Origin of the sequence: Kitasatospora sp. NPDC059327 (genome assembly GCF_042752535.1) — a bacterium.
Classification (GTDB): domain Bacteria; phylum Actinomycetota; class Actinomycetes; order Streptomycetales; family Streptomycetaceae; genus Kitasatospora.
The window spans coordinates 1-11351 of the sequence record NZ_JBHYYB010000175.1 but is presented as its reverse complement, the minus strand read 5'-3'; the positions used below and the strand labels follow the sequence as shown (position 1 = coordinate 11351).

Genomic DNA, 11351 nt, shown 5'->3' with positions numbered 1-11351 from the left:
AACAGCTTCTTCAACTCCGGATCGAGCCTCTTGCCGCCCACGGTCCTCGCAACTCCCATGATCATGAGTGTTGCGAGGACCGCTAGAACCTAAGGTGCGGGGGCAGGGCCCCTGTTGTGCTCCGTGGGCCGGTCAGCGCTGGGGACGCAGCCGGCGCACGGCGATCAGGACGCCCGCGCCGAGCGCGACGAAGGCGGCGGAGGCGGCGGCGAGGAAGCCATTGGGGGTGCCGGCGCCGGTCTGGGCGAGCTCGGGGGTGCCGGCCGGCGCGGTGGTGGCGGGGGCGGTCGGCGTGGCCTTGGGGGTGGCGGGGGTCTGCGCAGCGGTCGGGGTCTTGCCCTCGACGGGCGCGACGGGGGCGGCCGACTTCGGGGCGGCGGCCTTGGTGGTGGGCGTGGCCGTGGTCGTGGGCTTCGCGGCCGGCTTCGCGGTGGTCGTCGGCTTGGCCGGGGCGGCGGTGCGGAGCACCTTGTAGGAGTGCCGGCCCCCGCTCTCCGCGGGGTAGCCGTCGGCCTTGGCGCCGAGGTAGACCTCGAAGCCCTTCAGGTCGGCGGCGGCGTTCGCCGAGACGGAGACGCGGAAGGCGAAGTGGGTGACGTGGCCGTCGGTGAGCTGCTTGGTCTTGAGCGAGCTGGTGTCGGCGATGATCGCGGGGTCGCAGCCGTGGCGAAGGGTGAGCTTCTTCCAGCCGCCGTGGTCCGTGGCGGCCTCCACGGTGAAGTCCTCCAGCCGGGTGGAGCCTCCCGGGTTGAAGATCGCGATGCCGGGGGCGACGTTCTCGTAGGGGGCGCCGGTGAAGTTGCCGACCTCAAGGCCGATCTCGGCCTTGGCACCGCCGGCGGTGATGCTCTGGCCGTCGGGGGTCATGAAGAACCCGGCGGCGAGGTTGCCCTGGTGGGCGGAGGCGGGGGTGACCGGCTTGGCCTCGGCGGCGGCGGCCTTTCCCGAGCCGCAGGCCCAGGAGGCCTCGGCGGTCATCAGCTGGACGGAGCCGGCGAGGACGACGACGGCGGCGAGGGTGGCGAGCCGGCGGCGGCTGGAGGGGGCGGTGATGTTCTTCGCGAAAGAGGGCATAACGGACTTGCGCATGACGTGTTTCCCCAGGGTCATGGTGCTGACGGTGTGTGAAGACGACCGGCCCCGCTGTCAGCGGTAGCGCCCCCCGGTCTTGCCGGTCTCGCTCTCCGTGCCTTCATCCGTATAGACGCGCATCCCGGTTGGTGGTTGCAGGTGGGTTCGAGGTTTCTTCGAAATCTTTCGAGCGGCCCGGTGAGGGGTGCCGGGGGCCGGGTGAGGGGTGCCGGCCGGCGCCCCTCACCGCAGTCGAAGACCTGCGAGTCCCTCGCCCGGTGGACGAGGGACTCGGGGTGCCGGCGGTTCGGTCGGGTGCGCGGTGCGGGGCGGGGACGCGGTGCCGCGCGGGTGCGGGTGCTCCCGGGCTCAGCGCTTGACGATCCGGTCCAGGGCCGAGGCGAGGCGTTCCTTGACCGCCGCCCCGTGGGGGAGGGAGTCCGGCGCGGCGTCGCTGTTCGGCGCACGCACGCCCCGGTCCGCGAGGACGTAGAGCAGGCGCAGCGTGCGCAGGCAGTTGCTGAGGTGGGCGGGCACCGGGGTGGCGATGCGGTCGGCTCCGAAGCGGTCGGCGATCGGGTCCAGCCAGCCGGTCGCGTCGGCCTCGCTCAGGTCGGTCCGGGTGAGCACCCGGGCGATCGCGCGGGCCAGCCGGTCGTCCTCCAGCTGGTCGAGTACGTGGTCGGTGGGCGCCGTCAGCCGCGTGGCGGCGAGGCGCAGCATCCGCGCCGGGTCCACCTCGGGGTGGCGGCCGAACCGGTCCAGCAGGTCCGCGCCGTGCGCGACGGCGTGCAACCAGCCGAGCTTCTCGTCATGGCCACGAAGGTCCTGCTCCGCCGGGTACCAGCGCTCGAAGGCGTCCACCCAGGCGGCCCGGAAGTCCCCCTTCTCCACCAGCATGTCGAGCACGAGGGGGGCGAAGGTGCGGGCCTGGATCTCCGGGGCCTCGAAGCGGGCGGCCATCTCGTCCCCCAATGCCAGCCGCCGGGGCTCGTCGATCACTCCGCGCTCGATCCAGGTCGCGAGGACGGCGTAGGGCGCGCCGTCCCGGATCTCCGGATCGGGGTCCGCCAGGGCGGCGGAGAGTTCGCGGACCAGCTCCTCGAACGGGCGGTCGGCGGGGACGGCACAGTCGGCGGCTTCGATCCTGCTCCAGTCGGTCACGGCACGCAGGATAGGTGCGGCTCGCCGTCCCGCACCGGGAATTTCCGGGTGTCCGGGTGGCGGCGAGGCCCCTGCCTGGGTGGGCGGGGGCCTCTGCGGTGTCCGCTCAGGTGGGTATGCGGTGGCGGCCGGGGTGGGTGGGTCGTTCGGGCTGGCGGGTTTCGGGGCCGTAGTGGCCGGCCTGGCGGGCGATCCAGGCGTATTCGGTGGTGCCGTCGGGGCGGTGGCGCAGTTCCCAGCGGCCGTGGGGGGTGAGGGGTTTGGGGGCTTGGGTGTGGGGGTCGTCGTTGACCTTGAGGGCGGTGAGGACGCCGAGGGCGACGGTGGCGAGGGCGAGCGCGAGGAGGGTGAGGAGCGCGGCGCCGATGAGGAAGTGGGCGGTGCCGGTTCTCATCGGCGGATGCCGAGGACGCGGTGGCCGAGGTGGGCGGCGAGGGCGTTCAGGAGTTCGTGGGCCTGGTCGCGGGTGAGGGGGAGGGCGAGCTGTTCGCCGGGGCCGGTGTGGAGGTCGAGGTCGACGGCCAGGCGGAGCTGGACGGCGGCGTCGGGGGCGTGTTCGACGGTGAGGTAGGCGACGGTGCTGCGCTCGGTGTGGATGGTGTCGGGGTGGATGGTGTCGGTGATCATCGGGATCAGGACTCCCACGGGTCGTTCCTCTCGGTGTCGCGGAGGAGGTGGAGGAGGTTGAGGAGGGTGGCGGCGGGGGCGGTGCCGAAGTCGACGAGGATTCGGCCGTCGACGGTGCTGTGGTGGGTGGTGGCGGATCCCCACTGGATGCCGAACCTGGCGCCTCGGGTGTGGAGTTCGCGCAGGAGGGCGGTGATGTGGGTGTCGTTGTAGTCGCGCATGCGGGGGTCGTCGGGGGCGATCGGGTCGCGGCGGGGGCTCACGCGGCGTGGTCCAGCTCGAACCAGACGCGCTTGCCGTGCTTGCTGGGGTCGGTGCCGAAGCGGTGGGTGAGGGCGCGGACCAGGTGCAGGCCCCGGCCGGAGACCTCGTAGGGATCGGCGCTCTGGCGCGGTTCGGGCAGGAGGGGGCTGTCGTCGGCGACCGAGACCCGCAGGGTGCGGGCGTGGTGGAGGACGACGACGGTGGGGGCGGGGGTGGCGCCGTGGCGCCAGGCGTTGACGTAGAGCTCGCAGAGGGCGAGGTCGGCGTCGGCGATCAGGTCGTCCGGCCAGGCGGCGAGGACGAGGGCGTCCCGCAGCTCCTCACGGGCGGCGGACCAGTCCGGCGGCAGCGAGGAGGAGGGGGAGGGGGAGGGGGTTTCGGGCAGGGTGAAGGCACACATGAGGGACCTCCGGAAAGAGGAGTGTGGTGGGTTCGTCGACCGGTGAGGGAGTCGTCGCCGTGAGCCAAGCCAGAACGGGACCGGGATGCCACGTGTGGCTGCTCTGCGGTGCGCGGGCAGCAGGCGCCTACTGCCCAGGAAACAGGCGTTACTGACGATCCATCGGAAGCCGACGCTACAGTAAGAGTTCCCTATGAGGAACTCATTCGGCCGAACATCACCCGTAGGTGGCACGAGGGGGCGATCGGTGGACCGAAACGGCTGGCAGACGGCAGACTTGGCCTACTTCACGTAAGGAACGAACGAATGCCGCCACGCCGCAACCCATCCTTGAGGCAACGCCGGCTCGGCGCCGAGCTACGGAAGATTCGTGAGGCTGCAGCGCTCCGAGGCCCGCAGCTCGCGAGGATCCTCGACATCGACGTGAGTCAGATCAGTCAGATGGAGTCCGGCAGGATCGGCGTGAGCCGTCAGCGGCTGCGTGCGATCGGCAACGCATGCAAGTGCCTCAATGATCCGCTGATTAACGCGCTTGGCGACATGACACAAGATCGAACGAAGGGATGGTGGGAGGAGTATCGCGGCTTGCTCCCCAGCGCCTTCCTTGAATCCGCTGAGCATGAGGACTTTGCCGCAGGGGTGATGAAGGTCTGGACGTCAGCCTTTCTTCCGGGACTCTTGCAGACCAATGACTATGCGAAGGGGATATTCAGTCGGAAGATCCCCGGCCTGACCACCCATGAGGTCGACCTACATGCGGCCTTTCGAACGCAGCGCAGAAGCATGTTCCTTCGGAGGCCGCAGAAGAGGCTTGTGGCCTACCTTCATGAGTCTTGCCTCTACACGCGTTTCGGTGGCACCGAGGTGCTGCGAGCGCAGCTTGATTGCCTCGTTGATGACTCTCGCCGAGACAAGATTAGTATCCGCGTCATCCCCTTCAACGTGCACACCTACCCGGGTGCGATCGAAAACATGATCTATAGCTTCGGTGTAGTTCCCGAGCTGGATACGGTTGAAATGGATACCTCACGAGGGCCCATCTTCTTCGATGCTCCGAGTGAGCTCGGAACCTATCGTGCCATCTTTGAGCGCATCGAGAAGGTCGCGCTCACCGATGAGGAATCGCGCGCCCTGATTCATGCGGTATCCCGAAAATTGAAGGACTGAGATGAACCCGAGCAGTTGGCAGAAGTCTTCCTTTAGCAGCGCCGGTGATAACTGTGTCGAGGTGCGTACCGTCGACAACCTGGTCGAACTCCGTGAGTCCGACTCCGGCGACGTGATCGTCCGCACCACCCCGACCAAGTTCGCCGCGTTCCTCCAAACCCTCAAGGCCGGCGAGTTCGACCACCTCACCACCTGACCCGACACACCGTGGATACCTCGCTGCTTGGGGGCCGCCTTGTTCAGCACCAACTGGCAGAAGTCCAGCTACTCCGCCGCAACCAATGAGTGCGTCGAGGTGCGTACCGTCGATGCCGTGGTCGAACTCCGTGAGTCCGACTCCGGTGACGTGATCGTCCGCACCACCCCGGCCAAGTTCGCCGCGTTCCTCCGAACCCTCAAGGCCGGCGAGTTCGATCAGCTCAGCACCTGACTGCCTGTCGGCCCCTCGCCAGAGCGAGGGGCCGACAGAGGGTCCTCGGCCCCTATCCCTCAAGCACTCCGATTCAGACGGCGAAGGCCCTCGGCCTGCGCCACCCGGCGGCATTGCGCCTCAGAGCCGGGAGGGATGAGCCGATTCGGCGTCAGACACCGGTGGTGCCGTCGATGCGCTCCCGGAGCAGGTCGGCGTGGCCGTTGTGGCGGGCGTATTCCTCGATCATGTGGACGTAGACCCAGCGGAGGTTGACGTCCTGCTCCATGAAGCGGCCGGTGTCGGTCAGAGCGCGGTCCGCGCAGAGCTTGCGGGCCAGGGCGATCTCCGCCTGCCAGGTGGCGAGGGCGTCGCGCAGTGTGGCGCCCTCGGCCAGTTCGAAGCCGCCGTCGGGGCCGGCCGGGTCGGCCTGCGGGTCGTAGATGGGCGGGGCCTGTTCTCCGGCGAACACGCGGCGGAACCAGTTCCGCTCCACCTCCGCCATGTGCTGGACGAGGCCGGTCAAGGTGAAGCCGGACGGCGGCACGGACGCGACGGCGGCCTGCTCGTCGTCCAGGCCCTCGCACTTCATGCCGAGGGTGGCACGGTGAAAGTCGAGCCAGCTTTCGAGTGTGGTGCGCTCGTCGGCGTTCAGGGGCGGCATGGGGCGTTCGATGGCACTCATCGGTCGATTATCGCCAGCACCCGGCCCCACCGCACGGCCCGGCGGCCCTCGCTCAGGAGAGCGAGGGCCGCCACCGTTGGTTGGTCCCGTTCAGATCGGAAGGTTCCAACCCGGGCCGTCCTCGCTTCCGATCCACACGCGCTGCCCAGTGCCCGAAACGGTGATCCCGAACCCTTCTTGGTGCGGCTCGCCGGCCTCCTGCCACGCCTCTACGGCCCGCTCGACCTGGTCCCAGAGCCGCAACGGCCCCCGCTGGGTCACCGTCCAGCCACCACCCGGCTCCGGCGTCGTCCGCGCATGCGAACCCGTGGCCACGTCCACAAGGACCTGCTGCCCGCCCGCCCCCATGCGCTCCGCCGACGGCGCGGCCAGCTGGGCGACCCAACTCCCCGTCCACGTACCGATGGTCGCGGGATCGATCCGGCTCGCCCGCTCGTCCCCGGCCAGCAGCGCGAGGCCCGGTCGGGGCGGGCGGTCGTGCGGGCGGGCGATCATGAAGCTGGTGTACCCGGGCAGGAACCGGCCGGTCGCACTCCCCGGACCGTCGACCGTCAGCAGCGCGAGGCCGGATGCGTAGCCCCAGCCGGAGAGTGTGACCAGGATGCGGCCACCCGGCTTCACCTGGTGCAGCCAGGGCACCGGAACGTGCCGGACCGAGCAGGTCGCGATCAGCCGGTCGTACTCCCCACCGTCCGGGTCTCCCCGCAGGCCGTCCCCGTTGATCAGCCGAGGCGCGTAGCCCGCCGCCTTGAGCGCGACCGCGGCGGCCTCGGCCACCGCCGGGTCGTACTCGACGCTGGTCAGGTTGGCGTCCCCGAGCCGGTGCGTGCCCAGGGCCGTCGAGTACCCGGTCCCGGTGCCGATCTCCAGCACGCGGTGGCCCGGTGCGGTGCCGAGTTGCTGCCACATCCGCAGCACCAACGACGGCAGGGTCGAGGAGGAGGTCGGGGAGCCGGCGACCGTCTCCCCGACCACTTCACCCGGTCGGGTCGTACCGTCGAGCTGGGTGATCAGCGTTCGGTCGGCATGGACGGCCTCCAGCCAGCCCGGTTCACCCTGCCGCACCGATCGGTAGACGGTCGGGACACTGTCCGGGACCGGCTCGAAGTACGAAGCGACGAACATCTCACGCGGGACGGCTCGCGCCGCCCTGCTCCAGGCCGGATCGCTCAGCGCTCCCTCCGCCGTGAGTCTGTCGACCAGGGCGGTACGGAGTTCTGCGGACGGACTCATGCGTCGGAACCTCTCTGCAACTGGTCGGCGATGGCCTGGGCGATCGCGTCGGTGGTCTCGGGCGGCTGCCATGCCCACTGGCCGTTGGGGTTGCACTCAAGGAAGTACCACGCGCCCGCCGCCGTTACGGCGAAGTCGAACGCGCCGTAGACCAGCCGGAGTTCACCGAGGTAGGCCGCGACAGCCCGCGAGACCTCCTCGGGTACGGCCACCTGTGCTGGCTTCATGAGGCTCTGCCGATGGCGCCAGTCCAGATCCGGACTGTCGATCCGGACGGCGAACATTCGCTCGCCGACGACCGTCAGCCGTACGTCGAACGCCTTGTCCACCTCGTCAACTCGCAGGCCTGCACAGGGCGTACCCACACCCGGACGGGGCTTCTCGCGGTTACGACTTTCGGTAGTCCCGCCACTTGCGTGCGGCCGCGATCATGCGGGCTGTCCAGGGATCCGGGTCCTGTCCGCCGATCTCGTCCCAGACATTGGCGTTGGCGACGGCGAACGCGTTGATTCCTTCGGCGGGGGCGTCGTGCCATGCGGGTACGTGGCCGGCCCATTGCTCGGAGGACGCGGGTTCGTGCCGGCCGGCCCCGATCAGCCAGATCACCCAGTACGCGGTGTCCAACCACGGGGCACCCTTCGTGGCCCAGGCCCAGTCGACGACGTGAGCCCGTTCGCCCGTCACGAGAACGTTCGTATTGTTCCAATCGGTATGAAGCAGTGCGTCCCCAGCGAAGTACCCGAGGTCTGCGCGGTGGTCGGCGTACCGTTCCAGACGCTGCTCTGCCTGCCTCAGCTCGATCGGTGGACAGGGCACTTCTCCCAGGCGGCGGAGCACGTCCACCACCTTGGGTAGGTCTGGCGAGTCGGGCCGGTAGTCGGCGTGGTGGCCGTCGACTGCCTCGAAGATCAGCACGTCCCACCCCGCGGATTCGACACGGGCGATCAAGGCAGGAGCGATCCCGCGAACGTACGGGTTCACCTCTGCTTCGCGGCGCTGAGTCCACACCCGTCGGTGGTCGGTCCGGAGTCCCTTCACGTAGTAATCGCCGCTCTGCGAGATGAGGTGGGCGGCGATCTCGCTGTTGAACCCTTCGCTCGCCGATTCGACCTTCAAAGCAGGACCGGTGTGCGCTTCGACAGCCGCTTGCACGATGGCCGGTAGCTCTGCGTACGAGATGCGGGTTGTGGTCACGGTCGTCCGTTCGCTCGGTCGTTGCAGGCCCCGGACGGGCCCCCGGAGTTTGAACGTGGGAAGCCTGTCCGGGGCACGGTCACGCTACTGGGTCACTGGTACGGGTTGTCGTCGCCGCAGCCCGGGACGGTGGCCACGCCGAAGGCGTCCATGTCGTCGATGAACGAGATCTCGTCGTCCTCCTCGGTGCGGGTGGCGGTCATCTCGACCATGACAGCGGTCATGCTGCACTTCCCTTCTGTCCGTGCTGGCAGTAGCTCCTGAGTGGTGCCTTCGCCTCCTGATAGCGCTGGGCAAGCGGCCGGCACACCGAGCATTTCTCGGAGAGCAGGCAGCCCGTGCAACCACCGGTGCGAAGCATGAGGCGGTCGGCGATGTCGCCGAGCCGGGCGAGCCCGTTGGCTCCTTCGGTCATCAGGTTGATCTGTTCGTCCCGGCCGACTTTGCAGATACTTGCAAGGCCGTGCGGGTCGACGTGCAGAAACGTGTGACCGGCGTTGCAGCCCTTGAAGGGTTCTCGGGTGGTCAGGTGATCGACTGACTGGGAGGGCAACGACTCAGCGCCGCCGTCGATCGTCGGCGACATGTGGGCGCACTCCTTGTAGGGGAGTCCGAGTTCACCCGCCCAGCCCCGCATTCGCTGCTGCTCGTGTGCGTTGCGGGATGTGATGATCAATGACAGCTCCAGCGGAAGGCCCGCTTCGATGCCCGCCATCAGCCCGTTGGAGAACCGCTTGAAACTCCCGCGACGCCTGGTGAGCCCGTCGTAGGTCTCCGGAGTGGCCCCGTACACGGACAGGGAGATCCGGTAAGGGTGCTGCGTGGTGAGTGCGTCCAGGATCTTGGCGTTGCCGAGCCGGGAGCCGTTCGACAGGATCTCGACCATCATGCCCAGCTCGTGAGCGAGCTCGTACGACGGAATGAACCCCGGGTCGATCAATGGTTCCCCGCCAGTGATCTGCAACCACAACACCCCAGCGTCGCGGAGTGTGTGAAGCATCCGGAACTTTCCTTCGTTGGCGAGACCGGCGAACTTCTTCTCGCCCAGGTAGCAGTGTTCACAGTCGTAGTCGCACCCTTTGTTGATCTCCCAGCTTGCCCGGCTGTGCCCGTAAAGCGGCGCCTGTCGGATCAGGACGAGATCCCTGATCTGCTGGTTCGGCAGGGTCATGCCCCACCGGTGATCGGCCGCTGCCGTCAACCACTCCGGGCACGTGCCGCCCGATGTGCTGGCATGTTCCAGCTCTCGAAACTTGGGCGTGGGGAGCTTGATCCCTTGAATCCTGTCGGGGCGTAGGACGACGTACCCACCCGCGAAGGGGGCGGCAATCAACTTGTGCACGGGTTCTCCAGTTGTCGCGTGGCACTGTGCTGCGGGTGGTCTTCGTGGGCCCTCTCAAGGCGGCTATCGAAGTGAGCCAGGACGTCGGGTGCCGGATCGCACTGATCGTCGCCCGGCGCTGATGCTGGCTGGCCACGTTCTGATGGGCAGTCAGTGAACTAGTCCAGCATGGAGAGTGGCATAGGTCAGTCGCTACGGTTGCGGGTGAACTAGTCTGCTCAAAGGAACACCGCCCCATCGACGGAAGCGAGTGGACATGCCCAGCAAGGCGCCGAAAACGTGGTCGGTCATCGCAGATCACTATCGGCAGCGCATCCTGTCCGGCGAGCTGGGACCCGGCGCGAAGCTGCCCAGCAACAAGGAGATCGCTGGCCGCTGGAACGTGGCCGTGGCGACCGTCAGTCGCGCACTCCAGCATCTCCAGGTTGAGGGTTTCCTCCGCACGTCGCCGCGTGGAACCTTTGTCGCGGACGACCCTCGCGTGACTGCCAGCAGTCGTGATCGTCTCGCCCGAGTGCAGCGGCTGCAATCGAGTCTTATGGACGGTGAAACGAGCCGCGTGACGGCCGCTGAGCTTGTTGTCCCGCCGCTCTACGTTGCCGACCTGTTCGATCTGGAACATGGCGCCCAGCTCGTCCGCCGGGAGTTCATTGCGGGGCGCGGGAAGGCGCGCACCCTCTTCGCGGTGTCCTGGTATCCGGCGCACTTCGCTGCACTCGTCCCCGACCTGCTCAACATGGCACCTGGGCGCAATGACGGCATCACCGCGCGGGTCCTGGAGGCCACCGGTCGAACCATCACTGCGGCCCGCGACGACATGCATGCACGGACGGCAGATCAGCGTGAAGCCGCTGCGCTAGCCGTGCCGGTTGGCAGTGCGATCCTGGCTCTCGTCCACCGTTGGTCGGATGACGAAGGGCTGATCGAGTACACGGAGTCGTGTCTGCCCGCACGATTCACCATTGGCTACGAGTACACGCCGTAGGCGGTGGGGAGCGTAGCAAGACCCCAGCGGGCTTCCGTTGAGGTCTCCTTCCCTTCCGACGCCTGCTCCGCGGAGTCGGAGAGCTTGACGGGCCCCGGCGTGGGAAGTCGGATCCGCCGACTTCCCACGCCGCACCGCTCTGATCGGGTTCGCCGATTTCCTCCGGGTCATCAAGACCGGTGAGTTCGACCACTTCACCGCACCCGGGCACAGTCCAGCGGCTCTCGTTCGCCTCAGCGACAGCCGTCATCACACTGGTATGCCGCAACGTGCTGCAAGCCGGTCTCCCGTGAGACCGGCTTGCAGGCGTAGTTCGCTGAGCTGATTCGAGTCGAGCGGCACCCGTGGTCGTTCGGGTAAGCGCGAGGTTCTCGGCCTCGCGCGGCATCGTGTAGGCGGGTCGGGCCTCAAGCCGGAACGCGTCGTGCCGGTACCCGTCGAAGTGCAGGCGCCACTGGTCACCATCCAAGAGCACGGACAGCCTCCTCCAGAACGTGCCGAGGGACCTCTACCGCAGACTCGCGCTGCACCCGTGAGCCCCTTCGCACCGGCCCGAACGGGCCGTCAGGTAGTGACGCTAGGGAGAAGCGGAAGGCGTTGTCTGCGCCGACTCGGCAAGATTCCCGTGCTGGACTAAAGATCAAGATCGACGGGATGCCATGGGCCATGCGATCGCGTCTTCCTCCCGTGCAGGCAGGTCGCTCCAGAACATGTGAGCGCGCTCGACCCGAAACAGGGAGAAGCCGTCCACGGGCGGAGCCCCGCGCCGCGGCCCGGGTTCCCGGCGGCCCTCGCTCCGCCGAGCGAGGG

The 11351-nt window shown here is 68.2% G+C and carries 16 protein-coding genes; 4 read left to right on the top strand and 12 right to left on the bottom strand.

The genetic code is table 11. The features are described from left to right. Window positions 1-132 precede the first annotated feature (132 nt). The 6 genes from ACFXHB_RS43155 to ACFXHB_RS43130 all read right to left on the bottom strand — a co-directional run bounded on the left by ACFXHB_RS43155 (window position 133) and on the right by ACFXHB_RS43130 (window position 3526). Entirely contained in the window at window positions 133-1089 is a 957-nt protein-coding gene (locus tag ACFXHB_RS43155) for a hypothetical protein (protein ID WP_380582453.1), read from the bottom strand. A 351-nt stretch (window positions 1090-1440) separates the two neighbouring features. After that, the gene (locus tag ACFXHB_RS43150) at window positions 1441-2235 is read right to left on the bottom strand and encodes a DUF2785 domain-containing protein (protein ID WP_380582451.1); all 795 of its coding nucleotides are present in this window, start codon (window positions 2233-2235) and stop codon (window positions 1441-1443) included. 106 nt (window positions 2236-2341) lie between these two features. Further along, complete coding sequence (locus tag ACFXHB_RS43145) at window positions 2342-2629, bottom strand: hypothetical protein (RefSeq protein ID WP_380582449.1); 288 nt, start codon at window positions 2627-2629, stop codon at window positions 2342-2344. Next, window positions 2626-2880: a hypothetical protein gene (locus ACFXHB_RS43140; protein ID WP_380582447.1), complete on the bottom strand. Its 255-nt coding sequence runs from the start codon at window positions 2878-2880 to the stop codon at window positions 2626-2628. Before ACFXHB_RS43140 ends, ACFXHB_RS43145 begins: the two co-directional genes overlap by 4 nt. Beyond that, entirely contained in the window at window positions 2868-3125 is a 258-nt protein-coding gene (locus tag ACFXHB_RS43135) for a hypothetical protein (RefSeq protein ID WP_380582445.1), read from the bottom strand. Before ACFXHB_RS43135 ends, ACFXHB_RS43140 begins: the two co-directional genes overlap by 13 nt. Beyond that, a complete protein-coding gene (locus ACFXHB_RS43130) occupies window positions 3122-3526 on the bottom strand; it encodes an ATP-binding protein (protein WP_380582443.1) in 405 nt (134 codons plus the stop codon). Before ACFXHB_RS43130 ends, ACFXHB_RS43135 begins: the two co-directional genes overlap by 4 nt. Before the next feature lie 306 nt (window positions 3527-3832). Between ACFXHB_RS43130 and ACFXHB_RS43125 the strand changes: the two genes are divergently transcribed. The 3 genes from ACFXHB_RS43125 to ACFXHB_RS43115 are packed head-to-tail and all read left to right on the top strand — an operon-like array spanning window position 3833 to window position 5123. Then, window positions 3833-4693 carry a helix-turn-helix domain-containing protein gene (locus tag ACFXHB_RS43125; protein WP_380582441.1) on the top strand — a complete coding sequence of 287 codons (861 nt, stop codon included), beginning with the start codon at window positions 3833-3835 and terminating at the stop codon, window positions 4691-4693. A 1-nt stretch (window position 4694) separates the two neighbouring features. Continuing rightward, a complete protein-coding gene (locus ACFXHB_RS43120) occupies window positions 4695-4889 on the top strand; it encodes a DUF397 domain-containing protein (RefSeq protein WP_380582439.1) in 195 nt (64 codons plus the stop codon). Between the two features lie 39 nt (window positions 4890-4928). Beyond that, window positions 4929-5123: a DUF397 domain-containing protein gene (locus ACFXHB_RS43115; protein ID WP_380582437.1), complete on the top strand. Its 195-nt coding sequence runs from the start codon at window positions 4929-4931 to the stop codon at window positions 5121-5123. A 151-nt stretch (window positions 5124-5274) separates the two neighbouring features. Here ACFXHB_RS43115 and ACFXHB_RS43110 read toward each other — a convergent pair whose 3' ends face one another. The 6 genes from ACFXHB_RS43110 to ACFXHB_RS43085 all read right to left on the bottom strand — a co-directional run bounded on the left by ACFXHB_RS43110 (window position 5275) and on the right by ACFXHB_RS43085 (window position 9556). Next, on the bottom strand, window positions 5275-5787 hold the full coding sequence (locus ACFXHB_RS43110) for a DinB family protein (RefSeq protein ID WP_380582435.1): 513 nt from the start codon (window positions 5785-5787) through the stop codon (window positions 5275-5277). A 90-nt stretch (window positions 5788-5877) separates the two neighbouring features. Beyond that, window positions 5878-7020 carry an ATP-grasp peptide maturase system methyltransferase gene (gene tgmC, locus ACFXHB_RS43105; RefSeq protein ID WP_380582433.1) on the bottom strand — a complete coding sequence of 381 codons (1143 nt, stop codon included), beginning with the start codon at window positions 7018-7020 and terminating at the stop codon, window positions 5878-5880. Further along, window positions 7017-7349, bottom strand: a complete 333-nt coding sequence (locus ACFXHB_RS43100) for a hypothetical protein (protein WP_380582431.1) — start codon at window positions 7347-7349, stop codon at window positions 7017-7019. The genes tgmC and ACFXHB_RS43100 overlap by 4 nt, the downstream gene beginning before the upstream one ends. A gap of 58 nt (window positions 7350-7407) precedes the next feature. Further along, window positions 7408-8214: an aminoglycoside phosphotransferase gene (locus tag ACFXHB_RS43095; protein ID WP_380582429.1), complete on the bottom strand. Its 807-nt coding sequence runs from the start codon at window positions 8212-8214 to the stop codon at window positions 7408-7410. Between the two features lie 92 nt (window positions 8215-8306). Further along, window positions 8307-8438 carry a hypothetical protein gene (locus ACFXHB_RS43090; RefSeq protein ID WP_380582427.1) on the bottom strand — a complete coding sequence of 44 codons (132 nt, stop codon included), beginning with the start codon at window positions 8436-8438 and terminating at the stop codon, window positions 8307-8309. Beyond that, entirely contained in the window at window positions 8435-9556 is a 1122-nt protein-coding gene (locus ACFXHB_RS43085; protein ID WP_380582425.1) for a radical SAM protein, read from the bottom strand. Before ACFXHB_RS43085 ends, ACFXHB_RS43090 begins: the two co-directional genes overlap by 4 nt. Before the next feature lie 256 nt (window positions 9557-9812). Here ACFXHB_RS43085 and ACFXHB_RS43080 point away from each other — a divergent pair, with 256 nt between their 5' ends. Next, complete coding sequence (locus tag ACFXHB_RS43080) at window positions 9813-10541, top strand: GntR family transcriptional regulator (RefSeq protein WP_380582423.1); 729 nt, start codon at window positions 9813-9815, stop codon at window positions 10539-10541. The last annotated feature ends 810 nt before the right edge of the window (window positions 10542-11351 follow it).